This window comes from Rhizobium sp. BT-226 (assembly GCF_025847085.2).
Taxonomy (GTDB): domain Bacteria; phylum Pseudomonadota; class Alphaproteobacteria; order Rhizobiales; family Rhizobiaceae; genus Rhizobium; species Rhizobium sophorae.
This window is the reverse complement of sequence record NZ_JAOYTI010000003.1, coordinates 132,675-158,160: the sequence shown is the minus strand read 5'-3', so window position 1 is coordinate 158,160 and position 25,486 is coordinate 132,675. Positions and strand designations below refer to the sequence as shown.

24 protein-coding genes are annotated in these 25,486 nt (G+C 61.0%); 14 read left to right on the top strand and 10 right to left on the bottom strand.

Annotated elements, in window-relative coordinates:
• Positions 1–6: 6 nt before the first annotated feature.
• The 4 genes from OIU37_RS20260 to OIU37_RS20245 all read right to left on the bottom strand — a co-directional run bounded on the left by OIU37_RS20260 (position 7) and on the right by OIU37_RS20245 (position 4,437).
• Positions 7–957 carry an ABC transporter permease gene (locus OIU37_RS20260; RefSeq protein WP_180695891.1) on the bottom strand — a complete coding sequence of 317 codons (951 nt, stop codon included), beginning with the start codon at positions 955–957 and terminating at the stop codon, positions 7–9.
• Positions 954–1,901 carry an ABC transporter permease gene (locus OIU37_RS20255; RefSeq protein ID WP_180695892.1) on the bottom strand — a complete coding sequence of 316 codons (948 nt, stop codon included), beginning with the start codon at positions 1,899–1,901 and terminating at the stop codon, positions 954–956. Before OIU37_RS20255 ends, OIU37_RS20260 begins: the two co-directional genes overlap by 4 nt.
• Positions 1,898–3,349: a sugar ABC transporter ATP-binding protein gene (locus OIU37_RS20250; protein WP_180695893.1), complete on the bottom strand. Its 1,452-nt coding sequence runs from the start codon at positions 3,347–3,349 to the stop codon at positions 1,898–1,900. The genes OIU37_RS20255 and OIU37_RS20250 overlap by 4 nt, the downstream gene beginning before the upstream one ends.
• Positions 3,350–3,420: 71 nt before the next feature.
• The gene (locus OIU37_RS20245) at positions 3,421–4,437 is read right to left on the bottom strand and encodes an ABC transporter substrate-binding protein (protein ID WP_171603202.1); all 1,017 of its coding nucleotides are present in this window, start codon (positions 4,435–4,437) and stop codon (positions 3,421–3,423) included.
• A gap of 281 nt (positions 4,438–4,718) precedes the next feature.
• Between OIU37_RS20245 and OIU37_RS20240 the strand changes: the two genes are divergently transcribed.
• Complete coding sequence (locus OIU37_RS20240; protein WP_180695894.1) at positions 4,719–5,957, top strand: sensor histidine kinase; 1,239 nt, start codon at positions 4,719–4,721, stop codon at positions 5,955–5,957.
• A 13-nt stretch (positions 5,958–5,970) separates the two neighbouring features.
• Positions 5,971–6,693 carry a response regulator transcription factor gene (locus tag OIU37_RS20235; RefSeq protein ID WP_003562390.1) on the top strand — a complete coding sequence of 241 codons (723 nt, stop codon included), beginning with the start codon at positions 5,971–5,973 and terminating at the stop codon, positions 6,691–6,693.
• 25 nt (positions 6,694–6,718) lie between these two features.
• Here OIU37_RS20235 and OIU37_RS20230 read toward each other — a convergent pair whose 3' ends face one another.
• Positions 6,719–8,044, bottom strand: a complete 1,326-nt coding sequence (locus OIU37_RS20230) for a PLP-dependent aminotransferase family protein (RefSeq protein WP_180695895.1) — start codon at positions 8,042–8,044, stop codon at positions 6,719–6,721.
• Between the two features lie 100 nt (positions 8,045–8,144).
• On the opposite strand from OIU37_RS20230, the gene OIU37_RS20225 reads away from it, so the two are divergent.
• The 7 genes from OIU37_RS20225 (at position 8,145) to OIU37_RS20195 (ending at position 15,895) form a co-directional block, all read left to right on the top strand.
• Positions 8,145–9,107, top strand: a complete 963-nt coding sequence (locus OIU37_RS20225) for a nitrate ABC transporter substrate-binding protein (protein ID WP_180695896.1) — start codon at positions 8,145–8,147, stop codon at positions 9,105–9,107.
• A gap of 74 nt (positions 9,108–9,181) precedes the next feature.
• Complete coding sequence (locus OIU37_RS20220; protein WP_180695897.1) at positions 9,182–10,072, top strand: ABC transporter substrate-binding protein; 891 nt, start codon at positions 9,182–9,184, stop codon at positions 10,070–10,072.
• Positions 10,069–10,998 carry an amino acid ABC transporter permease gene (locus OIU37_RS20215; protein ID WP_180695898.1) on the top strand — a complete coding sequence of 310 codons (930 nt, stop codon included), beginning with the start codon at positions 10,069–10,071 and terminating at the stop codon, positions 10,996–10,998. Before OIU37_RS20220 ends, OIU37_RS20215 begins: the two co-directional genes overlap by 4 nt.
• Positions 10,995–11,774 (top strand): amino acid ABC transporter ATP-binding protein, encoded by a 780-nt coding sequence (locus OIU37_RS20210; protein WP_180695899.1) that lies wholly within the window; start codon positions 10,995–10,997, stop codon positions 11,772–11,774. The genes OIU37_RS20215 and OIU37_RS20210 overlap by 4 nt, the downstream gene beginning before the upstream one ends.
• Before the next feature lie 69 nt (positions 11,775–11,843).
• Entirely contained in the window at positions 11,844–13,034 is a 1,191-nt protein-coding gene (locus OIU37_RS20205; protein ID WP_180695900.1) for a M20 aminoacylase family protein, read from the top strand.
• Between the two features lie 117 nt (positions 13,035–13,151).
• Positions 13,152–13,631: an MEKHLA domain-containing protein gene (locus OIU37_RS20200; protein ID WP_180695901.1), complete on the top strand. Its 480-nt coding sequence runs from the start codon at positions 13,152–13,154 to the stop codon at positions 13,629–13,631.
• A 149-nt stretch (positions 13,632–13,780) separates the two neighbouring features.
• Positions 13,781–15,895, top strand: a complete 2,115-nt coding sequence (locus tag OIU37_RS20195; protein WP_264258550.1) for a carboxy terminal-processing peptidase — start codon at positions 13,781–13,783, stop codon at positions 15,893–15,895.
• Between the two features lie 61 nt (positions 15,896–15,956).
• Here the strand turns inward: OIU37_RS20195 and OIU37_RS20190 are convergent, their stop codons facing one another.
• From OIU37_RS20190 to OIU37_RS20170, 5 genes are read right to left on the bottom strand one after another with little or no spacing between them, the layout of a single operon-like run.
• On the bottom strand, positions 15,957–16,958 hold the full coding sequence (locus OIU37_RS20190; protein WP_180695903.1) for an ABC transporter ATP-binding protein: 1,002 nt from the start codon (positions 16,956–16,958) through the stop codon (positions 15,957–15,959).
• Positions 16,955–17,926: an ABC transporter ATP-binding protein gene (locus OIU37_RS20185; RefSeq protein ID WP_180695904.1), complete on the bottom strand. Its 972-nt coding sequence runs from the start codon at positions 17,924–17,926 to the stop codon at positions 16,955–16,957. The genes OIU37_RS20190 and OIU37_RS20185 overlap by 4 nt, the downstream gene beginning before the upstream one ends.
• Complete coding sequence (locus tag OIU37_RS20180; protein ID WP_180695905.1) at positions 17,926–18,843, bottom strand: ABC transporter permease; 918 nt, start codon at positions 18,841–18,843, stop codon at positions 17,926–17,928. Before OIU37_RS20180 ends, OIU37_RS20185 begins: the two co-directional genes overlap by 1 nt.
• Positions 18,840–19,760, bottom strand: coding sequence for an ABC transporter permease (locus OIU37_RS20175; protein WP_180695906.1), 921 nt, complete (start codon positions 19,758–19,760; stop codon positions 18,840–18,842). The genes OIU37_RS20180 and OIU37_RS20175 overlap by 4 nt, the downstream gene beginning before the upstream one ends.
• A 40-nt stretch (positions 19,761–19,800) precedes the next feature.
• Entirely contained in the window at positions 19,801–21,321 is a 1,521-nt protein-coding gene (locus OIU37_RS20170; protein ID WP_180695907.1) for an ABC transporter substrate-binding protein, read from the bottom strand.
• Positions 21,322–21,536: 215 nt separating this feature from the next.
• On the opposite strand from OIU37_RS20170, the gene OIU37_RS20165 reads away from it, so the two are divergent.
• From OIU37_RS20165 to OIU37_RS20145, 5 genes are all read left to right on the top strand, one after another.
• The gene (locus OIU37_RS20165) at positions 21,537–22,322 is read left to right on the top strand and encodes an IclR family transcriptional regulator (RefSeq protein WP_264258549.1); all 786 of its coding nucleotides are present in this window, start codon (positions 21,537–21,539) and stop codon (positions 22,320–22,322) included.
• Positions 22,323–22,392: 70 nt separating this feature from the next.
• Positions 22,393–23,115 carry a ribonuclease activity regulator RraA gene (locus tag OIU37_RS20160; RefSeq protein WP_180695909.1) on the top strand — a complete coding sequence of 241 codons (723 nt, stop codon included), beginning with the start codon at positions 22,393–22,395 and terminating at the stop codon, positions 23,113–23,115.
• Positions 23,116–23,539: 424 nt separating this feature from the next.
• A complete protein-coding gene (locus OIU37_RS20155; RefSeq protein ID WP_180696165.1) occupies positions 23,540–24,418 on the top strand; it encodes a DUF6030 family protein in 879 nt (292 codons plus the stop codon).
• 221 nt (positions 24,419–24,639) lie between these two features.
• Complete coding sequence (locus OIU37_RS20150; protein ID WP_180696166.1) at positions 24,640–24,918, top strand: DUF1778 domain-containing protein; 279 nt, start codon at positions 24,640–24,642, stop codon at positions 24,916–24,918.
• The gene (locus OIU37_RS20145; RefSeq protein WP_180695910.1) at positions 24,915–25,442 is read left to right on the top strand and encodes a GNAT family N-acetyltransferase; all 528 of its coding nucleotides are present in this window, start codon (positions 24,915–24,917) and stop codon (positions 25,440–25,442) included. Before OIU37_RS20150 ends, OIU37_RS20145 begins: the two co-directional genes overlap by 4 nt.
• Positions 25,443–25,486 lie beyond the last annotated feature (44 nt).

Genomic DNA, 25,486 nt, shown 5'->3' with positions numbered 1-25,486 from the left:
TCCTAATTATCGCATGCCGGCTCGGCGACCGCCGGCGAGCATGATGACGCTGATGATGATGAGGCCGGTCATGATCAGGCGGATACCCGCGCCGAGCCCGTACGTGTTGAGCATGGAGACGACCAGGAACATGAAGAGCGATGCGCCCCAGATGCCCGGCACGTTGGAATCGCCGCCGGCAACCGCCGTGCCGCCGATCACGACGACGGCGATCGACATCAAGAGATATTCCGAGCCCATGTTGAGTGCGGCGCCGCCCGAGAAGCAGGCGAGCAGATAGCCGGCGACCGAGGCGAGCACGGCGCAGAAAAGGTAGGTGACAAAACGCGTGCCGTCGACCGGAATGCCGGCCATGCGCGCGGCCGGCATGCTCTGGCCGATCGCCGAGATCCATCGCCCATAGATCGTCTTCTCGAGCAGGAACCAGGCCAGCAGCGAGATGAGGAGTGCGACGATCGCCACGTTCGGCACGCCGAGCGTGTGCGACGTGGTGAATTCCGCCAGCACGCTCGGAGGCTTGATGCGCAGTCCCCGGTTCGTCCAGATCGCCGCGGACTGCACGATGAAGCTCATGGACAGCGTGGCGATGATCGGCGGAATGCGCAGCGCCTTGATCAGTGCATAGTTGCCCAGGCCGACGACGAAGCCGATGACGATGGAGACTAGGAGCCCGGGCAAGATCATGCCGTTTTCGACATTCATCAGCTTCAACGCCACCGTGCCGGCAAGCGTCATGGTGGCGGGCACCGAGAGATCGATGTTGCCGGGGCCGAGCGTGATGACGAACATCTGGCCGATGCCGACGATGACCGAGAAGGCCGCGAAGGTCAGTGCTGCCTGTGATAGGCCAAGCGTGCTGGCGCCGAGCGTCACCATGATCGTCAGGAACCAGACGATGAAGGCGGCAAGCCACGACCAGATCCAGGGTTTGCCGAACAGGCGCAGAAGCGGGGTCATCGGCGTTTCTCCCGCTTCTCCAGGCGATTCAGCATCAGGCGAAGTGCCAGCACGATGATCAGGATTGCGCCCTGAGCCCCGATCTGCCAGTCCGGCGAGATGCGCAGGAAGGACAGGAACGAACCGGCGAGCGTCAGCGTCAGCGCGCCGATGACGGCGCCGACCGGCGAGACGCGGCCACCGATGAACTCGCCGCCGCCGAGGATCACGCCGGCGATCGACAGCAGTGTGTAGCGCAGCGCGATATTGGCATCGGCCGAGGTGGTCAGGCCCACCAGGGCGATGCCGGCGAGCACGGCAAAGAGGCCGGCGAGACCATAGGCTGCAGCGCGCGCGCCGACAATCGACCAGCCGGCGCGCTCGACCGAGCGCTGGTTGCCGCCGATGCCGCGCATCAACACGCCGAGCGACGACCGCATGACGAGAAGATGGGCGACCAAGGCGATGACGATGCTGGCGACGATCGCCATCGGCGCCAGCGGCGGCTTGACGGTCATCAGCCAGCGCACCCAGTCCGGCGCCTGTCCGCCCGGTGCCGGCAGCAGCAATACGGCAAGGCCGCCCCAGACGAAGCTCATGCCGAGGGTCACGACGATAGAGGGCAGGTTGCGGAGATAGATGACGACGCCGAGCGCCGCATAGGTTGCGATCGCGCCGGCAAGGATCAGCACGCCGATCACGGGAGCATCTCGCAGAAAGGTCGCGGTGACGCAGGCGACGAAGCTGACGAAGGCGCCCATCGAGAGATCGAGATCGTTCACCGCCATCACGATCATCTGAGCAATCGTCGCAAGCGCGATCGGCACGGCCAGGTTGAACAGCAGGTTGAGCCCGACATAGCTCATGGCGCGCGGCTGCAGCCAAAAGACGGCGGCGAGCAGCAACGTCAGCGACAGGGCGGGAATGGCAAGACGCATGGCGTCGGACGACAGCCGGAACGTCATGCGGCGATCCCTTCGAAGGAGGCGGCGATGATGTTCGTCTCGTTGACGGCATCACCGGCGAGTTCGGTCGTGATGCGGCCTTCGCGGAAGACGTAGACGCGGTCGCAGAGGCGGACCTCGTCCATCTCCGTCGAGTACCAGATGAAGGTGCGGCCGCGCGCCGCTTCCTCGCGGATGATCGCATAGACCTCCTGCTTGGTGCCGACGTCGACGCCGCGCATCGGATCGTCCATCAGCACGACAGGTGCGCGCGTCGCAAGCGCGCGGGCAAAGAGCACCTTCTGTTGGTTGCCGCCGGAAAGCGACAGAACGCGATTGTCCATATCGGGGGTGCGAATCTCGATCCGCCGCTTCCAGTCGGCGCCTTTCGTCTGCTCTTCGTCCGCGAGGATGAGGCCGCGCCGCGACAGGTCACCGAGCGAGGCGATGGAGAAGTTGCGTAGGATGCTCCACAGCTCGAAGACACCATTGAGACGGCGGTCGCCGGCGACGAAGGTGACGCGCGGATCGCGCTCCGGCAGCCAGTTGCCGGACTGGGCGGCATGCAGCGCGAGCAGGAGCTCGGTCTGCCCATGGCCCGCCAGACCCGCCAGTCCGATGATCTCGCCCTTGCGTGCCGCAAAGGAAAGGCCCTTCGCCTGATGGGACAGAATGAGCGGAGCGGTGGATTGTTCGCGGGCCGAGCGCTGCTTGGGCTCCTCCTTCGCAACGGTGCCCATCGCTTCCACGAGGCCGTGATGGTCGAAGCCCTGCGCTAGGCGCTCGGCGACGACTCGGCCGTCCTTCATGACGATGATGCGGTCGGCGGTTTCGAGGATCTCGTGCAAGATATGCGAGATGAAGATGACGGAACCACCCGTCGCGATGAAGCGGCGAACATGATCGAGCATCTGCCGGGCAAGGCTTGCATCGAGCGACGAGGTCGGTTCATCGAGGATCACCAGCCTCGGCGCAATGCCGGCGTCGGAAAAGGCCATGGCGATTTCGACCATCTGCCGTTCGGCGATCGAAAGATCTCCCACGGTCCGGCTGCTGTCGATCCCGTGGCCGGGAAAGACGGCGTCGAGGCACGTCTCGATGATTTTCGCGGCGCGCCTGCGCCAGCCGAAGCCACCGAGATGGCGATGCATGATGCGCGTGTTCTCGACGATCGAAAGGTTGGGGCAGAGCGAAAGCTCCTGAAACACGCAGCGCACGCCGCGGGCACGCGCGGCATTGATGCCATAGCGATCCAGCCGTTCGCCGTCGCTCGCCACACTTCCTTCGTGCGGTGTGAGACCGCCGTTGATCACGCTGACGATAGTGGATTTGCCGGCTCCATTGTGCCCGACAAGCCCGACGCATTCTCCCGGCATGACGCGAAGGGTCACGCCATCGAGTGCCCTGACTGCGCCGAAACTCACCTTGGCGCCATCGACGGCGATCACCGCATTCAAAACGTCATCCATGCTGCCCGCCATGCCTGCTTGCAAAAAATGCCGCGCGACCTTCTGCGGTCGCGCGGCAGTCGCCGGGAGAATTACTTTGCCTGCTCGATGACCTTGATTGCATCTGCCTGCGTGTATTCCACGTTGGCGACGCCGCCGGCCTGGGTATTGGCGAGGTTGGTTTCGAGATTGTCCTGATCGATGCGCAGGAAGGGCACGACGAGGTCCTTCTTGACTTCCTTGCCGTCGAGGATCTGCTGCGCCACCCAGAAAGCGAGCGTGGAGACACCCGGCGCGATGGAGACGGACATGGTCTCGTAACCCTTCGCGTCCTTCTGCTCCTTCCACCACTTCAGTTCGTCTTCGCGGTTGCCCATGATAATGATCGGCATCTTCCGGTCGGTCGCGGCAATCGCCTGTGCGGCGCCGTAACCGTCGCCGCCCTGCGTCACCACGCCAACGATGTCGGGCAGGCTCGGCAGGATACCGGCAACAGCCTTCTGCGCCACGTCCTGCGCCCAGTCTCCGTGAACGGAGCCGACAATCTTGAACTGCGGGAACTGCTTGACACCCTCGTGGATGCCGGCCGAGATCTCGTCGTCGACAAAGACGCCGGCAAGGCCGCGGATCTCGAGCAGGTTGCCGCCGTCCGGAATCTTCTTCGACAAGTACTCGACCTCACTGCGGCCCATTTCCTTGAAGTTGACGGCGATGCGCCAGGCGCAGGGTTCGGTCACGATGCCGTCGAAGGAAACGACGGTGATGCCGGCGTCGCAGGCCTCCTTGACCGCGCCGTTCAGCGCCGTCGGCGAGGCGGCGTTGAGCACGATCGCGTCATAGCCCTGCAGGATCATGTTCTGAATCTGCGCGGCCTGTTCCGTCGCCTGGTTCTCGGCGGTGGTGAAAGGGTCGGCTGCGGCAACGGTGCCGGCCTTCACGGCTTCACCTGTCACCTTGCCCCAGCTCGTCAGCATGGCCTGGCGCCACGAGTTGCCGGCATAATTGTTGGAAAGGGCGATTTTCTTGGCCGACGTGTCGGCAAAGGCGGAAACGGGCATCGCGGCGCATGCGATAGCGGCCGATGCCAGAAGCATCTTGCGGATTGTCATGTCTTCCTCCCTGATGATCGCGCCTGTCGGCGGATCGCTTCACTCCTGCCGGCCCACCTGGGTCCGAGTGAAAATTGTTCTTGCACTGAGCTTCCTCCTCTCAGTAAGGGCAGGATGCGGGAGATCGATCGGCCTGTACAGGGGCAAGGCGGCAATCCGTTTGCGGGTTTTGCGCAACAAGCTGCGGGTTTACGCAAGACGGCGGCGCTCCCGCGGGCGCTTACTGGGAAGGAGTCGCGGCGGGTTGAGGAGCCTGCTGCCGCCTCGGGGAGGAACTGACAATGCTGCATCTCGTACCCGCAGCCATGTTTGACCACTATCTCGGCATTTCCCGGCTGCTCGCGGGCCAGCTCGACTTCCGCTCGGCTATCCGTTCCGTCGCGGCCGAGGTCGCCCATATCATCCCGCACGACCATCTCGACGTCTGTGTGCTCCTTGAGGGCGGCAACTACCACACCGCCTATGAGACGGGCATCGAGACCGCCTGGGGCGGCCTTGCCGGCGCGCCTGTTGTCAACAGCCCTATCCGCTCGCTGCTCCGGGGCGAGGTGGATTTTCTGCTGGCGGACGACGCCATGACCGACCCGCGTTTCCACTTCGAGGGCGCATTCAAGCGGCCGATCGTCGAACAGTCGCTGAGAAGTCGCTTGCATGTGCCGATGAAGGTGCAGGGCACGATCATCGCCGCACTCTCCTGTTCGTCGCACAGGGCGGGCGTCTATACGATGGAGGATATCGAACGCGCCCGCATCATTGCCGACCTGCTGACGCCCTATTTCTTCGCGCTGCAGGCGGCCGAGCAGGCGCAACGCTCGGCGATCGTCGAGGCGGAGGCCCGCGCCCGCGAGGAGGGCTTGCGGCAAGGTGCGCTGAAACTTACCGAAGCGCTGGAGCAGGAACGCCAGCGCATCGGCATGGACCTGCACGACCAGACGCTCGCCGACCTGACGCGTCTCGCCCGCCGGATCGATCGGCTGTCGCGCAACGGCGAGGTGACGCCCGAGACGCTGGAGCCGATCTCCCGTTCCCTGCAGCATTGCATGCAGGATCTGCGGCAGATCATCGAGCAGGCAAAACCCTCCGTGCTCCAACTCTTCGGCCTCGCCCAGGCGATCGAGCATCATCTGGACCGATCGACCCGCGACACGGGATCGGGCATCGAATGGGGCCTTGTCGACGAGACGCACGGCGCGCTGGAGCGACTGGAACCGACCGTCAGCGTCGCGCTATTCCGGATCGCGCAGGAGGCGATCAACAATGCGGTGCGCCATGCCGCTCCGCTCACCGTCATGGTGCGCCTCGAGGCCGACGACGATCGGCTGTCGATCGAAATCTCCGACGACGGGACCGGGCTCGCCAAGGCGCGGGGCCGGATCGGCGGCGGCATCGACAATATGAAGACCCGTGCGCGGCTGATTTCGGCGCGCTTTACGACCGGGCCCGGCCACAACAATCGCGGGACTGTGGTGCGCGTCGTGCTGCCGCTCGCACCGCACGACCCGCCGAGCGGGACAAACTGAGGAGAAGGGCACCATGAAGGTTCTGATCGTCGAGGACGACCCGCTGCACCGGTCCTATCTGCACGAGGCGGTCAACGCGGCCCTGCCGGAATGCGACACGGTGATCGAGGCGGAGAACGGAACGGTCGGCGAGAAGCTCGCCCGCGACCACAAGTCGGCGCATATCGTCATGGACCTGCAGATGGCGAACCGCAACGGCATCGAGGCGGCGCGCACCATCTGGAAGGAGCGGCCGGAAACCCGCATCCTGTTCTGGTCGAATTACTCGGACGAGGCCTATGTGCGCGGCGTCTCGCGCATCGTGCCGGATGGCGCCGCTTATGGCTATGTGCTGAAATCCGCCTCCGACGAGCGGCTGAAGCTTGCACTGCGCTCGATCTTCATCGAGAGCCAGTGCGTCATCGACCGCGAAGTGCGGGGCCTGCAGCAGAAGAGCCTCGGCCAGACGAATGGCTTCACCGATTCCGAATACGAGATCCTCGTCGATATCGCGCTCGGCCTCACCGACCGGGCCATCGCCAAACGCCGCGGTCTCTCGCTGCGCAGCGTGCAGAACCGCCTGCAGCAGCTCTACGACAAGCTCGACGTCTACCAGAGCGCCGGCGACGATCACGAGGACGGCCGTTTCAATCTGCGCGCCCGTGCCGTTACGGTCGCTTTCCTGCGCAAACTTTTGAACTACAGCGCTCTGGAGCGGGCGGAGGCAGAGCTGCAGGAATGGCTCGAGGGAAAGTAAGTACGCGAGGTGCAGGCCGCTACCTTCACGGCGCATGAGCCAGAGCGATCGCATCGGCGGCTTCCTCGCAGCGATCGCTAAGCGTGCTGGTCGCCACTCGAATATGACTGCTGGGCAAGACGGAGAATTTGTTGCCCGGGTTGACAGCGATATTGCGTGCGGCGAGCGTCACCATCGCAAATGGTTCGGAGACGACGGGCACCCAGAGGCACAGGCCCTGGCCTGCCGGTATCGGTATTCCCCGTTCGCAGAGCGCATCGGCAAGAGCGTCGCGTCTCTGCTGATAGATCTCGCGCGCCTCGCCGATAAGCTGCCAGGTTGCCGGATCGCGCAATAGCCAGGCGGCGGCACCTTGGAGGATACGGCTGGTCCAGCCGGCGCTGAAGGAACGGTAAGACTGGATCTGATCGACGATCGGCGCGGAACTCGACAAAACCGCGAGACGCAGATCCGGGCCGAGGCTTTTCGAGAGTGAGAGGATATGGATCGTCCGCTTCGCAAATCGGCCGCCCAGCGACTGCGGAGGTGCCGCCGACACGTCGCCGACGCCGTCATCCTCGATAATAAGCGTATCGCTGTCTTCCAGCACATCTCCGAGCTGACCGAGGCGGGAGGAACTGACCGCAACGCCGGTCACGGAATGCAGCCGCGGCTGGAATAGAAAAGCCGCTGGACGTTGCTGCAACGCTTCGTGTAGCGAATCCGGCAAGGGGCCTTCGCCGTCGCAGGCGACAGGGATGATTTTTACGCCGAGGTCTTCCAGAATATCGAGCAGCCGCATCGCGGTCGGATGTTCGATCGCGACCGACGAACCCGAGGAAACCAGTGCATGCAATATCGTATAGACGGCGTTGTAACCGCCATTGGTAGCCAGAAAGGCTTCCGCCTCATAAGGCCATCGCGCTGAAACGGCGTCCTTCAACTCGGGGACGATCCGGCTGCGCTCATAGCTGTTGAGGTCATCAACGGACGCGCCATAGGCCATTGCTTCGGCGAGACGAGGAAGAAGTGCTGCATCCGGTCCCGCTAAGGTAAGGTCGAGCACGCCTGCCGCATAATTTCCCGAGCTGGCGAGACGCTCCGGCTTGGCGACAAAGCGGTCGCCGCTGACCCAGGTGCCGTTGCGCCCCCGGCCGCTGATGATCTTCTGCCGCCGCAATTCGCTCCAGGCTTCGGAGATCGTTGCCGGACTGACCTGCAATTCGTAAGCGATATCGCGGATCGCCGGCAGGCGCGTCCCAATGGGCAGGACACCAGCACGGATCAGCGCGCTCGTTTCGAGAGCGATCCCCCTGATGCTCCGGTCGGCTATTTTTTCGGCAAACCAGGAGGCTTCGACGGCGTCGCCCATTTTTTTCTCACTTTAAATGTTCAATAACGTAATAACATTTGTACTCACCATTTTGAACATTTAATTTACCCCTCGTCGAGCCATTTCAGTGAGTTTTTGCATGCCTGTGACGCTTCGCATCGCCCTTAGAGACTGGGATTACATGACACCGCTTGTGCTCGGTGATGTCAGCTCTTCCCGTCTTGATATTAAAGTGGATCGTGTGGGCACGCTGGTCTCCAGCCTTGCCGATGACATAGCGCATGACGCCGCGGAAATGTCCTTCAGCCGCTATTCGCAGATGCGTCATGACGGCGATGATCGGGTCATTGGCATGCCGAACTTCATCATGCGCGGCTTCCGCCATCGCTGCATTATCACCGCCAAGGCCAGTCCGATCCGCAAGCTCTCCGATTTGGCCGGTAAGAACATCGGCGTGACCGGCTGGCGTGATTCCGGAAATACCTGGACCCGTGCCGCTCTGCGCCGGGAAGGCGTCGGCGTCGAGGATGCCATGTGGTATGCCGGGCGCCTGACGGAGGCTCATCCGATCGTCGACCGGCTCGATGGTTTTGGACGGCCGGGCCGCATCGAGGCTGCTCCCGGCGAGCGTCCGATGGTCGATCTTTTGCTGGATGGCGGGCTCGATGCCGTGTTCACGCCTTTCATGCCGAAGGGTTTCTTCGATCAGGAATCGCCCCTGCGACAGGTGCTGGATGATTTCCGCGCCGCTGAAGTCGCCTACTTCCATGAGGTCGGCTACATCCCGGGCATGCATCTGATCGGCTTCAAGGCTGACATCGTCCAGGAGCATCCCTGGATCATGGATGAACTCAGCGAACTGATCGACGAGTCCCAGCGTATCTGGCTGGAAAAGCGTGAGAAATACGCCGACACCACGCCCTGGATGATCGACGAACTGCGCCGCTGCGCGGCTGATCTGCCGCCGACCTGGAGAGCCAGCGGGCTTGCTGAGAACGAGGCAATGATCGCCGACTTTGCCGAGGAACTCTACGAACAGAAGATCATGCCGCGCCTTTTGACGCCCGCCGATCTGTTTCCGTGGCACGCCAAAGCGCGATGAACAAGGCCTAGGGAAACCCTTCGCAAGCATCATCGTGGAATTACCATTTTCGCAAAACCAAAAAGGGGAATGACATGCATTCGAAACTGATCGCTTCCGCCGCTCTGCTGGGTCTGATGATGACGACGTCAGTCTTCGCCCAGGAGGCGGCCGTGCCAAAGCAGACCGTCAACGACGCTCTTCGCGCCCGCCTGCCGGAGAAGATCCGCACGGACGGCAAGATGATCTCCGTCAACAACGGTTCCTTTCCTCCCTATGAGATCGTCACCGGTACGAAATTGACCGGCGCCAGCGCCGATCTGACCGATGCAATCGGCCAGATGCTCGGCGTCGAGATCGAGCACGAAACCGTCAGCGGGTTGAGCGCGTTGCTCGCCGGCATCAATTCCGGCCGATACCAGTTCGCCTTCGGCCCGATCGGTGACTTCAAGAGCCGTGAAGAGGCCAATGATTTCGTCGACTGGGTTCAGGAATACGTGGTCTTCTCCGTCCAGAAGGGCAATCCGAAGGCCATCACCTCGCTCGACAGCGCTTGCGGCAATCGCATTGCAGTCATGGCCGGCGGCTCCGCCGAAAAGGTAATCCAGGCCCAGGTTGAAAAGTGCAAGACGGACGGCAAGCCTGCGCCCGAAGTGCAGTCCTATACCGATCAGCCGAGCTCGATCCTGGCAGTCCGCTCCAAACGCGCCGATGCCTTCTTCTCCTCGCAGGCACCGCTGACCTATTTCGTGTCTCAGGCAAACGGCCAGCTGGAATTGAGCGGCGTCGGCCAGAAAAACGGGTTCGAGGATCTCTATCAGGGCGCCGTCGTGCCCAAGGGCTCGTCGCTCGGCCCCGTTCTGCTCGACTCGATCAAGGCGTTGATGGATAACGGCGCCTATGCCGCCATCATGAAGAAGTGGGGTCTTGAGAACAACATGATCAAGCAGCCCGGTCTCAATCTTGGTGGAGTCCTGCCGAAATGAGCAATGACCGCACGACTGCCGCACCGCCTTCGGGCGGTGCGGACTTCCGGGATGTTGCCCACGCCCACAAGCCCTTTCAAACGGGCCGGCTCGTCCTGTGGGTAGTGGTGCTCCTGATTGCCGCGAACTTCCTGTGGATCGTCGCCCATAACGAGAATTTCGGCTGGCCGGTCGTCGCGGCCTATTTCTTCGATCCGACTGTCATCAGTGGCCTTTATGTCAGCCTGGGCCTGACAGTGGTGGCGATGGCCATCGGCATCGTTCTCGGCCTCGGACTGGCGATCGCCCGGTTGTCGAATGACCGGCTCGCACGTTCGCTGGCATCGCTGTTCATTTGGTTCTTTCGCGGCACGCCGCTGCTGGTGCAGCTGATCTTCTGGTACAATCTCTCGACCCTCTTTCCCGAACTTTCTATCACCATTCCGTTCGGCCCGACGCTCGCCAGCTGGGAGACCAATTCGGTGATCACGCCGATGACGGCGGCAATCGTCGGCCTTGCCTTGAACGAAGCGGCCTACATGGCCGAGATCATTCGTGGCGGCCTGCTCTCGGTCGATCGCGGCCAGTTCGAGACGGCGGAAGCCTTCGGCATGACCAAGGCGAGGGCGCTGTGGCGGATCATCATTCCGCAGGCGATGCGCTCGATCGTGCCGCCAACGGGCAACCAGCTGATCAGCATGATCAAGGCAACCTCGCTCGTCAGCGTTATCGCCATGGCCGATCTGCTCTATTCCGTCCAGTCGATCTACAATCGCACCTTCGAGATCGTGCCGATGCTGCTGGTCGCGGTCCTGTGGTACCTCTTTATTACCTCGATCCTCAATCTCGGCCAGAGCTATATCGAGGCCTATTACGGCCGCAGCGAGCGGCGCAACAATGTCGCTGTCGCCAAATCCGAGACCCTTGTCGAGGAGGCAAGCCATTGACCGCTGCCGAAATTGCAAAACCTCTCGTCAGAGCCCGCAACGTCCACAAGTCCTTCGACCAGCTCGAGGTGCTGAAGGGGATCGACCTCGACGTCATGCCGGGTGAAGTCGTCGTCGTGCTCGGCCCGTCCGGCTCGGGAAAATCGACCTTCCTGCGCTGCATCAACCATCTCGAAGCGATCAACAGGGGGTTCATCGAAGTCGATGGCGAGCAGATCGGCTATCGCCTTCGCAAAGACCGGCTGGAAAAGCTGTCCAGCAACGGGATCGCCAGCCAGCGGCGCAAGATCGGCATGGTGTTCCAGCAGTTCAATCTCTATCCGCATATGACGGTGCTGCAAAACATCGTCGAGGCCCCGATCGGCGTGCACGGCGAAAGCCGCAAGGCCGCGACCGAGAACGCCCTGCGGCTTTTGGAGCGAGTGGGCTTGTCGGAAAAGGCAAGTAGCTATCCCCGTCAGCTTTCCGGCGGGCAGCAGCAGCGCGTCGCCATCGCCCGTGCCCTTGCGATCAAACCCAAGCTGATGCTGTTCGATGAGCCCACCTCTGCGCTCGACCCGGAACTGGTGGGTGAAGTTCTCTCCACCATGCGCGATCTCGCCAAACAGGGCCTGACGATGATCGTCGTGACCCATGAGATCGGTTTCGCCCGTGAAGCGGCCGATCGGGTGGTGTTCATGGACGGCGGCAATGTCGTCGAGGTGGGCAAACCCGAGGATGTCATCGGCAATCCGCAACATCCCCGGACTCAGGCTTTTCTCGCCCGTTTTCTCTAACTGATGTCAGCTTCTGCTTCGACCCTTGGGCCGCAGCAATGCCCTTTTCGATCAAGACTGGATGTTTTCATGCCCACGCTCGACAATGCCTATGCCCGCCTTTCCGATTTCGAAGCCATGGAGGCGGAGTTGAAGGCGACCCGCCAGTATCTGCATGCCCATCCGGAACTCTCTTTCGAGGAAGCAGAAACGGCGCGCTACGTCGCGGAAAAGCTGGAAGGCTGGGGGTATGACGTGACCCGCAATGTCGGCGGTCACGGCGTTGTCGCCCGCCTCAGCGCCGGTAAGGGCAGCAAGGGCATCGCCATCCGCGCCGATATGGATGCGCTGCCGATCGTCGAGGAAACCGGGCTTGCCTATGCCAGCGGCACCACTGGCAAGATGCATGCCTGCGGCCATGACGGCCACACGACCGTGCTGCTCGGCGCGGCCGAATATCTCGCCCGCACCCGCCGCTTCAACGGCACAGTGACGCTGATCTTCCAGCCGGCGGAAGAGGCAAGCAAGAATAGCGGCGCCCAGGCGATGATCGCCGACGGTCTGTTCGAACGCTTTCCGTTCGACGCGATCTTTGGCCTCCATAACCACCCCGGCGCTCCCGAAGGCACCATCCTGCTGCGATCCGGCCCGATGATGGCGGCGTCGGACACCGTCGAGCTTACGATCAAGGGCAAAGGCGGCCATGCGTCGCGGCCGCACCTGACCGTCGATCCCGTGGTCGTGGCGTGCAACCTCGTCGTCTCGCTGCAGACCATCATCTCGCGCAACCTCGATCCGACCCAGACGGCGGTCATCACCGTCGGCACGATCCATGCCGGCGATGCCGTCAACGTCATTCCGGAATATGCCAAGCTCGCATTGAGCGTGCGCTCCTTCGAGCCTGGCATTCGCGACCTCCTGCAGGAACGCATCACCAAGCTCGCCCGCTCGGTGGCAGAAGGGCACAATGCTTCTATCGAGATCGACTACGATCGCGGCAATCCTGTCGTCGTCAACTCGCCTGCCGAGACGGATTTTGCCCGGATCGTCGCCGCAGAACTCGTCGGCGAAGACAAGGTCGCGACCTGCCCGCTCATTCCCGGTAGCGAGGATTTTTCGCACTTTCTCGAGCACAAGCCGGGCAGCTTTCTGCGTCTCGGCAACGGCATGAATTCCGCCATCCTGCATAGCGCCAAATATGATTTCGCCGATGCCAGCCTGACGGTTGGCGCAGCCATGTGGGCAAGGCTCGCGGAACGCTACCTCCAGGATGACGCCTGAAGTCCCGATCGCCCAGCTTGAAGCGTCGCATTTGGAGCTTGCACTTTCTGTAGCGCAAAGGATTTTGTAACGAGACCATCACGTCAACATCTCTCGCCGCAATCCAGGATGCGCAGCATGATTGCCAACTATAACGACGCCGGCCTCGACTTGGCTTACGATCTCGAATTTTACGCACTGATGGCGGAAAGCTTCGAACGAAGCGTGGGGCGCAGCCTGACGCCGGAAGGCCAGGGTGCTGAATGGCTTTACGACCAGTCGCCGGCAGTTGTCCTTGCCCACAATACCGACGCTGATCCGCGCTTCATCTACGCAAACCGCGCTGCCCAGGCCTGCTTTGAATATTCGTGGGACGAGTTCATCACTTTGCCATCGCGTCTTTCGGCGGAGGCGCCCGATCGCGCGGAACGTGACAGGTTGTTGAGTGCCGTGGCGGCCAACGGCTTTATCGCCGACTACCGCGGACTTCGCATCGCCAAATCAGGGCGGCGTTTCTATATCGAGAAAGCCATCGTCTGGGATCTTGTCGACCGCAGCGGATGCCGTCGCGGTCAAGCTGCGACATTCGATTCCTGGCAAGACATGCAGGCGGATTGAGCGCCGGCTGCGGCGACGCCGATCACGCGCCGGATATGTTTCCGCGGCTTTGCAAATCTTGTCGTTTGCCACTTGGTTGCCAAAAAACCATGATTGCGTCACATAGATCGCACATCGACACTCGGCATTAAGAATTGGATCGACGCTGAATGCGCATAGCCTACGTTTTTCTTGGTGCATTTCTTGCAATTGCACAGTCCGCATATGCTGAAGTCGCATCACCGCCTGTTTTGGCGCCGCTAAAGCGACAGGCGCAAGCCGCTGAGTTGAGCGCACAATTTCTTTCGCGATATAGCTACAAGCCCGTTCCACTCGACGACGCCTTGTCGGCCAGGATCATGGATGGGTTCATCAAGTCACTTGATCCGGACCGCATGCTCTTCCTGCAAGCCGACATCGACGGATTCATGTCCGACCGCAGCGAGATCGATGATGCCATCGAGAGGAAAGACTTGAAGATCCCGTTTGCGATCTTCAAAGCGTATCAGCAGCGCGTTGTCGACCGCATGAACTATGCGCGCAACCTGCTTAAGCAGGGCTTCGATTTCAGCGTGCAGGAAGAATATTCTCTGCTGCGCGATAAAGCGCCGTGGCCGCAGTCGGAGGCCGAGAGCAATGAGCTTTGGCGTAAGCGCGTCAAGAGCGACTGGTTGCGGTTGAAACTGGGCAACCAAAACGACGCGGCCATTCGCGAAACGCTCGACAAACGCTATGAAAACACGCTCGAGCGCGTCTACAAGTTCAAAAGCGACGACGTTTTCCAATCGTTCATGGATGCCTACGCAACGTCGATCGATCCGCACACGGACTATTTCGGTACGGCCGCTTCAGCCGACTTCAATGTCTCGATGAAGCTTTCACTGTTTGGTATCGGTGCGGTCCTGCAGGAGCGCGATGACTACACGACGATCCGCGAGCTCGTGCCGGGCGGACCGGCACAGCTGTCCGGCAAGCTCTCGGTCGGAGACCGAATTACCGGCGTTGGTCAAGGCAAGGACGGCGCGATCAAGGACGTGGTGGGCACGCGCCTTGATGAAGTCGTGCAGATGATACGAGGCAAAAAGGGTTCCGTCGTGCGGCTGGACATCCTGCCGGCAGATGCCGGAGCTGATGCCACGCATCGCGTCATCAGCCTGGTGCGCGATAAGATCAGTCTCGACAAGCAGGCCGCCCGGAAGACTGTGTTGTCCGTAAAAGCGGGCGACGCCACGCGTAAAGTCGGGATCATTACCCTGCCGGTATTCTATGAGGATTTTGAAGCCAAGCGCAAAGGGGATGAGGATTACAAAAGCGCAAGCCGCGATGTCGCCAAGCTTCTCGACGAACTGAAGGAAGAAAAAGTCGACAGCGTTCTCATCGACCTGCGCAATAATGGCGGCGGTTCATTGGACGAGGCAATTGATTTGACTGGCCTGTTCATCGGCAATGGCCCGGTCGTTCAGCAACGCGGCAGCGATGGCAAGGTCGAGGTGAGGAGCTCGGATCTTGCAGCGCCTGTCTGGACAGGCCCGGTGGGTGTCCTGATCAATCGCGGGTCGGCGTCGGCTTCGGAGATTTTTGCCGCGGCAATCCAGGATTACGGCCGAGGCGTGATCGTCGGCGAACCCAGTTTCGGGAAGGGCACCGTTCAGACCGTCGTCGATCTTGACCGGATCGTCCGCAACAGCAAACCCGAGTTCGGGGAGCTAAAGGTGACGATTGCCCAGTTTTTCCGGGTCAACGGCGGTACGACGCAGCTGCACGGCGTGACGCCCGATATCAGCTTGCCAGGACTTTTCGATCCGGCGAGCTTCGGCGAGACCAGTTATGACAATGCCCTGCCGTGGGCGCAGATCAAACCTGCGAAGTACACGGCTGTCGACACGGTCACGACGTTGCTGCCGACATTGCAAAGCCGCCATGATGCGCGTGTTGAAAGCGATCCGGACTTCCAACGCTTGTTACAAGACATTGCCGACTTCAAGGTGCAGCGCGAAAAAGGGGTTATCTCCCTCAATGAAGCCGAACGTCGCAAAGAAGCAGCTGCTCGCGAGAAACGGTTCAAGGATCGAGCGGAAGCAGGGGATGGCGAGAATCTTGGTGATGATGGCCTGGAGGCAGGCGAGCGCAGCCTGAGCGCTGATATTGCCATCGAGAATGCCCGCAAGAACGCAAAAGACGTCCTGCTCGACGAGGCCGCCGCCATTCTTGCCGACGAGGCGGATTTGCAGCAAGGCGTGCTGAAAGCAGCCACGAAACAAACGGGAAAAACGGACGGGAAATAATCGTCGCTGACCGGTGCAACGGTGTGCACATTGCGATCACCTGGGCATAGTGGGCCTGGGTTCAGGTCCTTTCAAGACGAGGGATTTCGTTGGCGATTTCTGAATCGGCGTGATGACAGGCGGTCAGAAGACCACGGGCCGCCGTTCGCGCGGTCAGCGCAGGCTCCTGTTCTGCGCAGATCGACGTCGCTTTCCAGCAACGCGTTCGAAAACGGCATCCACTGGGCGGATTTGCGGGGCTCGGCAGATCGCCCTGCAGAACGATGCGCTTGCGCTGCGCGCGACGCCTCGGATCCGGTGTCGGGACCGCCGACATCAGGGCCTGCGTGTAGGGATGGGCCGCCGCATTGAAGATCGATTGCTTCGGTCCCGTTTCGATGATCTTGCCGAGATACATGACCATGACACGGTCCGAGACATGCCGCACGACGGCTAGATCATGCGCGACGAACAGCATCGCCAGATTGCGCTCGCGCCTCAGTCCGGCGAGCAGGTTGATCACCTGCGCCTGGACCGAGACGTCGAGGGCCGAGACAGGCTCGTCGCAGACAAGAAGTGTCGGATTAAGCGCGAGAGCGCGGGCAATGCCAAGGCGCTGCCGCTGGCCGCCTGAAAATTCAGAGGGATAACGGTCCGCATGTTCGGCGCGCAGCCCGACGGATTCGAGCAGCTTGACCGTCTCTTCACGCCAGCTGCCCTTGGGCACGACCCCCGGGTGCAATGCCCAGGGTTCGGAAATCAGCCGATCGACCCGCATGCGGGGATTGAGCGACTGGTAAGGATCCTGGAAAACGACCTGCATCTTGCGGCGCAATTCATGCAGCCGCCGGCCGCTGGCTGTCGTAATGTCCACACCGTCAAGCAAAGCGCTGCCGCTTGTCGCCGGCCCAAGCTTCAACAGCGTCCGAACCAGCGAGGTTTTGCCGCAACCGCTTTCGCCGACGAGGCCGAGGGTCTCTCCATTGGCAATCTCGAAGCTGACATCGTCGACGGCACGCACCGGCGCCGAGGCGCTGCCGAAGTGCCGGGAGAGGTTTTGGACCTTGAGCAGAGGTTCGATCATACTGGTGATACCGGGAAGTGGCAGGCGGCCTGGCGGCCCGGCCCTACGGTTTCAAGAGAGGGGACGACCTCGGCACAGAGCCCTTCGGCGCGTGGACAGCGGGTTCTGAATGCGCAGCCGGAAGGCAGGGCGACAGGATTGGGGGCTGAGCCGGGGATCGGCACCAATTCGTCTTCATCCGTGTCCATGCGCAGCTGCGAGGCAAGCAATCCGATGCTGTAGGGATGGCGGGCATCCTCGAACAGTTCGAAGACGCTTGCGGTTTCGACGACGCGGCCGGCATACATGACGGCGACGCGGTCGGCGAGTTCGGCGACGACGCCGAGATCGTGGGTGATGAAGATCATGCCGGCATCGCTGCGTTTGCGGATCGTCTCCAGAAGATCGACCACCTGCGCCTGGATCGTGACGTCGAGCGCAGTTGTCGGCTCGTCTGCGATGATGACATCCGGTTCCAGCGCGACGGCCATGGCGATCATGATGCGTTGGCGCATGCCGCCCGAAAACTCATGCGGATATTGCCTGGCACGGCTTTCAGGATCAGGAATGCCGATAGCGGTCAGGAGGTCGATCACGGCCTTTTCGACACCGCCTTCCGGAGTGCGGCGGTGGATACGGAACATTTCGGCGATCTGCCAACCCACGGAATAGACCGGGTTGAGCGCTGCGAGCGCATCCTGAAAGATCAGGGCGATCCGGTCGCCGCAAAGATCGCGCCGTTCGTTCCGCGAGAGCTGCAAAAGCTCGACGCCGTCGAAACGGATCGATCCTTGATTGATTTCGCCCGGCGGGTTGGGAACGAGATCCATGATGGCCGATGCGGTTACCGACTTCCCGGAGCCGCTTTCGCCGAGAAGCGCCAGGACCTCTCCACGCTCGAGCGAGAAGGAAACGCCGTTGAGCGCGAGGATGCGGCCGGCTGCAGTAACGAAACTGACCTGCAAGTCCTCGACTTCAAGAAGAGCCATCAGCGCCTCCGGCTGACAAGACGCCAGTGCTGCGACGGGTCATTGACGATCCGGAACCAGTTGGCGAGGAGATTGAAGGACATGGTGGTGAGCATCACAGCCAGGCCAGGGAAAAAGCCCAGCCACCAGGCGGATGACAGATATCCCTGGCCCTGCGCCACCATCAGACCCCAGCTCACGGAAGGCGGCTGGATGCCGAGACCGAGATAGCTCAGCCCGGATTCGAACAGCATGACCATGGCGAGATTGACCGAAGCGAGCGTCAGCATCGTCGGAGCGACGCTTGGGAGAATGTGATTGCGCAATATCCAGACAGGCCCGCCGCCGAAGACGCGCGCTGCATCAACGAAAAGCCTCTCCCGGACTTCGAGGGTTTCGGCTCTTGCGACGCGGATATAGGCCGGCATGCGGGTAACGGCGAGCACGATGATGAGGTTGCCGACGCTCGGGCCGAACAGGTAAAGGCCAAACAGCGCCACCAGCAGCGTCGGGAAACCCAGGATGATGTCGCAGATCCGCATGACAAGGTTGCCGATGATGCCACCGAAGTAACCGGCAATCACGCCGAGCAGCGTTCCGCCGATCAGGCTCGTCAGCACGGTCACCAGCGCTATGCCGATCGTCGTCGATGCCGCCTGAATGAGGCGAACGAGAAGCGGGCGCCCGAGGGCGTCGGCGCCCAGCCACAACGTCCAAGACTGGCCGAAGTCGAAGGGCGGCAGGTTGCGCGCCTTCAGCGAAATGCGGTTTTCGCCCAGCAGCGACGATGCATCCGCAAGAATGGCAAGGGCGACGATCAGCAGCCAGATTGTCGCAGCGACCGCCATGGGGTCGCCTGTGAGCGCGCGCACGAACCACAAGATGCGGCGGCTTCGGCGCTCGCGGGCGGGGAGGACGTCGGCGGACGTGCTGGTCATTCAACCCTCACGCGCGGATCGATCGATGCATAGAGCATATCGACCAGAATATTGATGAAGAAGATAACGACGGCGACCGCGAAGATCGATGCCTGGACGATCGCGAAATCGCGCTTCAGGATGCCGTCGATCAGCAGCTTGCCGATGCCGGGAAACCCGAAAACAACCTCGACGACGCCACCGCCACCGGCGAACTGGGCGGCGAGGTCACCGGTCACGGTCACCGCGGGCAGCAGGGCATTGCGCAACGCATGCACGAAGGTAACCCGGCCGCTACGCGCGCCCTTGGCCCGCGCAGTCCGGACAAATGTCGCGTTCAGTGCTTCGATCATCGAGCCTCGGACGATCTGCACCAGCGTCCCGAACGGTCTGGCAAAAAGACAGGCAACCGGCAGGACCCAATAGATCGGACCGCCGAAACCCGATGTCGGCAGAATGCGCAAGGTGACGGCAAACAGCAGGACGCCCATCAGCCCGAGCCAGAAATCCGGCACGCTGGCCGCTGCCTGCGACAGCACGTTGACAGCCCGGTCGATCCAACCGCCGGCATTCACAGCGGCAATCGATCCAATGATGACGGCAGCGACGAAGGCCAGGGTCAAGGCAATGGCACCGAGCGCCAGCGTGTTCGGCAACGCCTCCAGGACAACGTCCATGGCCGGGCGGTTGTGCCAAAGCGACGTGCCGAAATCGAGGCTCAGCATGTCCCCGGCCCAATCGAGGAATTGCCACGGGAGGGAACGATCGAGGCCGAGCCGGACGCGCATGGCTTCACGGGCCGCATCCGAGGCATCGACGGGCAGGTAGAGATTGACGGGATCGCCCGTCAACCGCACCAGGAAGAAGGCGGATGTCATCAATGCTGCAAGCGCGAGTGCCGCAAAGGCCGCACGTTTCAGGAAAAAAGTGAAGGACATCCGCTCTCCTCAAGGGACGTTCGGCGACCAGTCTGTGCCGTCAGCGGTAGCTTATCGATTTAAGCTTGATCTCGTTGCCGGCCTGCACATCGGGCGTATAGGTGACGTTCTCGGCGACGCGCGCAATCGTGACCATGTGGAATAGCGGAACGATATTGACCGCATCGATGGCGATGTAGCTGAACGCCTCCTCGAACAGTTTCTTGCGTTCGTCGCCGGTTGCCTTCGACGCGTCGGCAATCAATGTGTCGAGCTTGGCATCGGCGATGGTCGACTGGTTGCCGTCGGTGGTAAAACGGTTCGGCAGCGTGAATACGGCGTCGCCTTCGGTGTTGTCGATCTGCGTCTGCAGGATCGACGGCTGACGTTCCTTGTCCCAAGGTTTCAGCAGCTTCTTCAGCCACGGGCTTGTTTCAAGCATTTCGAGCCGGGCATTGAAGCCGGCATCCGCGAGCATCGCCTGAATGGCTTCCAGGCTTTCGGACGAATTGGGATAGATGCCGATGCGGCCGTAGATGACGATTTCCTTGTCGACCGGCACGCCATCGGCTTTGGCCGCGGCGAGCAGGGATTTTGCCTTTTCGGGATCATACGTCCAGCCGGGGATGTCGGGATTGAAGCCGAAGACGGACGGCGGCACCGCCTGCATCGCCTTTTGGGCATCCTGGTGGAAGATGGTGCCGACAAGGCCGTCCCGGTCGATCGCAAGATTTAGGGCTTCACGCACCCGTTTGTCGTTGAGCGGCGGAATTTCTGCATCGATCCTCAGCAGCGAGGTTTCGGCGTTTGGGAAGGCATGATCCTGTTCTGTGGTGCCGTCCTGGGGCGCTATTTCATATGCGATCTGCGCTTCCCCAGTGGCGACCATCGCCGCGCGAACAGCGGATTCGGCGCGCCAGATGATGGTTGCGTTCTTGATCGCCGGCCTGTCGCCCCAATAGCCGTCATAGGCCACGAGGTCGACCGATTGCCCTGGCGTCCACGCTGCAAGCTTGTAGGGTCCGGTTCCGGCCGGGGAGCGCGACTTGCCGTCGTTCGGGGTCGCCGGCGAACTGATGTCCACGGCCGACATTTTGTTCGGCAGGATCGGCTCGACGATATCGGTTTTGATGAGGAGGGTCGTCGGGTTCACCACTTCTGCATTGAACTTGACGCCCTTCAACGTCGCAAGTCCGACTTCGCAGGCCAGTGCCGGATCCTGCGCCCGCTTGAGAGCGGCAACGACTGCACTGGCATCGAACGCCTTGCCGTCGTGGAAGGTGACGTCGTCGCGGAGCTTGAATTCCCAGGTCAACTCGTCCACTTGCCGCCAGCCGGTGGCAAGGCTCGGGACGAGCGATCCGTCGGCCGGGCTCAGATTGACCAGCGCTTCCGTGATGTTGTTGTGTAGAATGCGAGAGTTGCCCGAAAGGTCTGTATCACAGGGATCGAGCGACTTCGGTTCGTCGGTCACCACCACCGTCAGCGTATCCGACGCAGCGTCGGCGCGAATTGCGCTGCCCGGAGCCAGCAGAAATGCCAGTCCGATGCTCAGCGCACCAATTCCCTTCATCTTCTTCATGAAATCCCTCCTCCAGATCCAAACGAGCGGCATCCCGTCCATCGCGGTGCCGTCTGTGTGAAAACCATCCGGTTGCGCACCGCCTCGGCGGGTATCCAAATGGCTTTACTTCCTCCGCCAAGTGCGTAGTGTCAAATGTGACACTCATGCCACTGACCATGCTCGCTCTGTCCTGAGAAGTCAATATTATAATTCTTATATGGAATTCAAAGTTCATGATTGAACCAAAACATGGATCGCCCGTCGTCGAAAAGACCGCCCACCTGCTTGAGGCCGTTGCCGATGCGAAGACGGGAATTTCCTTGGCCGCGCTGGTTGATCAGCTGGGAGTTCCGCGTTCGACCGTCTATCGGATCCTCAATTCATTGGCCGCGCATGGGCTTGTGGCGCGGGTGAATGGTGGAGCGTCCTACGAGCTGGGGCCAAAATTCGTCGAGCTTGCGCGGCGCGTCTCGCCCGGCGCCGACAGGGCAACGGTGATCGAGGCGGCAAGGCCGATCCTGACGGCTGCGGCTGACCGCATTTTCGAATCCTTCAGGCTGGCCGCCCCCGAAGGCAACGAAATGATGACGATATTTGCAGCCTCCAGTCCCGGCGATTATTCGCTTTTCATCAAGGTCGGCAGCCGCTCGCGTAAACATGTCGGCGCCGCCGGCAAGCTCGCCCTTGCCTATTCGGACTACGGTGACATAGAGGCCTATTGCAGCGGCGGACTGGAGTCGAAGACGCCATATACGATTACCGATCCGGAGGCGCTGAAGGAAGCCCTCGTTGAAATTCGGCGCAATGGATGCGCCGAGGACAATCAGGAATCCAACCTCGGCCTGCGGGCCTTTGCCGCGCCCGTCTTCGATTCCGAAGGTCGACTCGTCGCGACGATCAGCGTCCCGTTTATTGGTGAAGCGACGCCGGACAGGGCACGGGCAATCAAGCGCGAGGTTGTGGAGAGTGCCGCCATCTTGACAAAGGCGATCAACGGCAAGCAACCATTACCCAAATAAGAAACATAAAATTCTTTATTGAACTATCTTCTCGTTGTGGTAGAGCTTCCGCCGGACAATGGAGGATCTCATGACGGCTTTGGACCCATCAGTTTACGCAAAGCTTTTGCGGACGAATTCTGCAAGTCTCAGCACTCTGTTGCTGAAGCGTGGCCTGAAGAACACCGCGGTTCGCGGCGTGCGGCCGCTGGCCAGCGCCGGCGGGCCGATGATCGGCCCGGCCGTCACCGTACGCTACATCCCCGCACGGGAAGATATCGACGGTTCGACTTACAGTTCGGATCCATCCAATCAACAGCGCAGGGCCATCGACACAATCCCCGACGGCCATGTTCTCGTCTTCGATTGCCGCTCCTTGGCGGAAGTCGCCGGCATTGGTGCCATGCTTGCCCGTCGTCTCGTCTATCGTGGCGCCGCCGGTCTCGTGCTCGACGGCGGCGTCCGCGATACGGCCGATATCGCGCAGCTGGGGCTCCCGACCTACTGCATGGGACCAGCAGCGCCGGCGAACCTGGTTGCCCACCATGCCTCAGACATGAACCAGCCAATCGCCTGCGGCGGCGTCGCCGTTTATCCCGATGACATCATCTTTGGTGACAGCGAAGCGGTAATCGTTATTCCGCGGGAATATGTCGATGACATTGCCGAAGAAGCTGTCGCGATGGAGGAGCAGGAAGAGTTTCTCAAGCTGGAAATCGAGGCAGGCAAATCGACCTTGGGCGTATACCCGCCAAACCAGGAGACCCTCGAGCGTTACGAGGCCTGGCGCCAAGCGCGTCATATGACGGCATGACACCATTGCTTCAAGTATTGTCTAAGGCTGTCGTCTGCTCGCAGATTAACCCGTGCGTTCGTTCTTTTGAAACGCTCGCCGGTGCTGCCGACATTGCAAAGCCCCCGCGGGGATATTAGGGGACGAGCGCTATCCACTGGGGTTGCTGCTTGACGCTCGACACACGCAACTTCACACTTGCATTGTCGAAGGTGAGTCGGACAGGCTGTACTGTTTTTCACATCCGTTGCTCACCTCAGAAGGAGTCGCCAGCAGGGGCCGGTCCACGCGCCGACCGACACCGGTTGATCGCAAATAGGATCGAGATTGATTGAGTTCGAACTCGCAGCCGCTCCTATTTTGCTTGTGAGGTCGCGCCGTGGATAAGGTGCTATTAGCAGTCGATCCTCCTCGCGACAGCCCGCTTTGGCAGCGGATTTTCTCATTGCCGAGCAACCGCCGGTCTCTGCTTTGGCCGGGGCTTTTAATATCCGTTTTACTTCTTGCAGGCACCGTCGTTTTTTATCGTGAAGTCCACCACCTCGAAGAGCCGGTCGAGCCCTTTGAATATCGAACTCTCAATAAGGCTGCCCGATCATCTCGCGCAGCCGCCCGCCCTGATCCGGCGGCTCCTTCTCCCTTCCCGGCAACGTCGATATCGCTGCAGCTGATCGAGGTGCCGAAGCTGGAATTGGCAAGTCAGTTTCTGCGGATCTGGCGCGTCTCGGGGCGGAATATGTGCGGCGCTCTTCGAGAGGCCGGCATCGAGATAAGCGAATGGAAAGCCGCATCGATGCGCAATCGCAGCTATGAATGTTATTTTCAGCGCATCTACGAACGGGACGAGATACGTCCCCTCAGCTCAACCTTCGTTAAGGTTCGTGGAGATGAAATGGGCGATATTCTTGAAATCCGCGCCAAGATCATTGGACCGACGACCGACGCCCAGGGACGTCTCGCCCCGGCCGTCCTGCGCATTTTCGAGATCATTGTGAAGCAGGCGTGCTGGCGTGATTTCGAGGATACTCTTGCCTCGATCCAAAATCTTCAAAACGTTGAATACGAACGATTCGGCTCCTATCTCAGCTTCACGCGCGAAGCAGGCAGCGCAAATATCTTTAATTTTGTTCTTGGCCTTAAGGCGACTTCAAGTTCGCAGGTGAAGACCAAGACGTATTTTTCGACTGAGCGCTGGCTACGAATGCCCGCAGTGCTCCCGCGAGCTTCATCCTCAGGGAGCGCTTGGGGACGTCCATATCAGCCAATTGCGCTCAATGACGTCGCAAGTACCCGTCACAATTCAAGTTCAAGCAACTGTGGCTGAACATCGACGATTTCATCGTATTGAGCGATGAAAGCGTCACGCCGAGCAGCCGAACTGGACGCTTGAAGGATAATGGACGGGCGATGGGTCAGGAGGTCGCAAGCCCGTCGAAGGCTCTCGAGGTAGTGTTCGCTGAACCATTCCATGAATGCTGCGATCATCCCAGGAAACTTCTTGTACACATACTATGTGTACGCTACATTGAGATCAAGGAGAAAATTATGCCGAGAACCGCGGACAATAAAACCGAACGCTACCAGCTGCGTATCCCGCCAACGCAGAAGGCAATGATCGCGCGGGCGGCTGCCCTCTCGAACAAGGATATGGCCGATTTCATTCTCGATAAGATAATACCCGAGGCCGAAGCCGTCATTCAGGCTGCTGAAGTTGAGACCGTGTCGAGCCGCGATTTCATCCGCATCCTTGACCTGCTTGAACGCCCGCCCAAGCCGAACGCGAAACTACGCGCCGCGATCTCTGCTCTACCGGATGCCTTGTGACCCTCCCCATCTGGCATGAAGAGCCGATCGCTAAGTCGCACGATCGGGCCTCATTCGATTGCGGTGATGCGGCAATGAACGAGTTTATTCGCCGCTTCGCTCGGCAGAGCCATGAGCAGAATGCGGCGAAGACCTTCTGCGCTATCGACAAGGCCCAACCTGATCGCATCCTCGGATTCTACACAGTCGCGCCTTCGGCCGTTACGCATGAGGCCGTGCCTCCGAAGCTGACGAGAGGGCTCGCACGCCATGAAGTCGCAGGCTTCAAGCTCGCGCGCTTGGCAACCGACATAAAGGTGGCGGGAAAAGGTTTAGGCGGCCAGTTCATCGCTGCTGCAGCGCTCCGTTGCCTACGGCTCGCCAGCGAGGGCGGAGGAATCCTGCTCATCATCGATGCCAAGAGCGAACGCGCCGCCCATTGGTATGCCAGCTATGGCGCCGAACCGCTGCAAGGGAAACCGCTCACCCTCGTTATGCCGCTTGCCACCTTCGCCGCCGACTTCAAGGCCAAGGGGCTCTTGTAGCCGGTTAGCAGCCAAGCCATTGATATCCTCGATACACCAAAACA

Coding starts and splice junctions, on each gene's coding strand:
- OIU37_RS20260 (WP_180695891.1), bottom strand. CDS start 957: ATGACCCCGCTTCTGCGCCTGTTCGGCAAACCCTGGATCTGGTCGTGG.
- OIU37_RS20255 (WP_180695892.1), bottom strand. CDS start 1,901: ATGACGTTCCGGCTGTCGTCCGACGCCATGCGTCTTGCCATTCCCGCC.
- OIU37_RS20250 (WP_180695893.1), bottom strand. CDS start 3,349: ATGGATGACGTTTTGAATGCGGTGATCGCCGTCGATGGCGCCAAGGTG.
- OIU37_RS20245 (WP_171603202.1), bottom strand. CDS start 4,437: ATGACAATCCGCAAGATGCTTCTGGCATCGGCCGCTATCGCATGCGCC.
- OIU37_RS20240 (WP_180695894.1), top strand. CDS start 4,719: ATGCTGCATCTCGTACCCGCAGCCATGTTTGACCACTATCTCGGCATT.
- OIU37_RS20235 (WP_003562390.1), top strand. CDS start 5,971: ATGAAGGTTCTGATCGTCGAGGACGACCCGCTGCACCGGTCCTATCTG.
- OIU37_RS20230 (WP_180695895.1), bottom strand. CDS start 8,044: ATGGGCGACGCCGTCGAAGCCTCCTGGTTTGCCGAAAAAATAGCCGAC.
- OIU37_RS20225 (WP_180695896.1), top strand. CDS start 8,145: ATGCCTGTGACGCTTCGCATCGCCCTTAGAGACTGGGATTACATGACA.
- OIU37_RS20220 (WP_180695897.1), top strand. CDS start 9,182: ATGCATTCGAAACTGATCGCTTCCGCCGCTCTGCTGGGTCTGATGATG.
- OIU37_RS20215 (WP_180695898.1), top strand. CDS start 10,069: ATGAGCAATGACCGCACGACTGCCGCACCGCCTTCGGGCGGTGCGGAC.
- OIU37_RS20205 (WP_180695900.1), top strand. CDS start 11,844: ATGCCCACGCTCGACAATGCCTATGCCCGCCTTTCCGATTTCGAAGCC.
- OIU37_RS20200 (WP_180695901.1), top strand. CDS start 13,152: ATGATTGCCAACTATAACGACGCCGGCCTCGACTTGGCTTACGATCTC.
- OIU37_RS20195 (WP_264258550.1), top strand. CDS start 13,781: ATGCGCATAGCCTACGTTTTTCTTGGTGCATTTCTTGCAATTGCACAG.
- OIU37_RS20190 (WP_180695903.1), bottom strand. CDS start 16,958: ATGATCGAACCTCTGCTCAAGGTCCAAAACCTCTCCCGGCACTTCGGC.
- OIU37_RS20185 (WP_180695904.1), bottom strand. CDS start 17,926: ATGGCTCTTCTTGAAGTCGAGGACTTGCAGGTCAGTTTCGTTACTGCA.
- OIU37_RS20180 (WP_180695905.1), bottom strand. CDS start 18,843: ATGACCAGCACGTCCGCCGACGTCCTCCCCGCCCGCGAGCGCCGAAGC.
- OIU37_RS20175 (WP_180695906.1), bottom strand. CDS start 19,760: ATGTCCTTCACTTTTTTCCTGAAACGTGCGGCCTTTGCGGCACTCGCG.
- OIU37_RS20170 (WP_180695907.1), bottom strand. CDS start 21,321: ATGAAGAAGATGAAGGGAATTGGTGCGCTGAGCATCGGACTGGCATTT.
- OIU37_RS20165 (WP_264258549.1), top strand. CDS start 21,537: ATGATTGAACCAAAACATGGATCGCCCGTCGTCGAAAAGACCGCCCAC.
- OIU37_RS20160 (WP_180695909.1), top strand. CDS start 22,393: ATGACGGCTTTGGACCCATCAGTTTACGCAAAGCTTTTGCGGACGAAT.
- OIU37_RS20150 (WP_180696166.1), top strand. CDS start 24,640: ATGCCGAGAACCGCGGACAATAAAACCGAACGCTACCAGCTGCGTATC.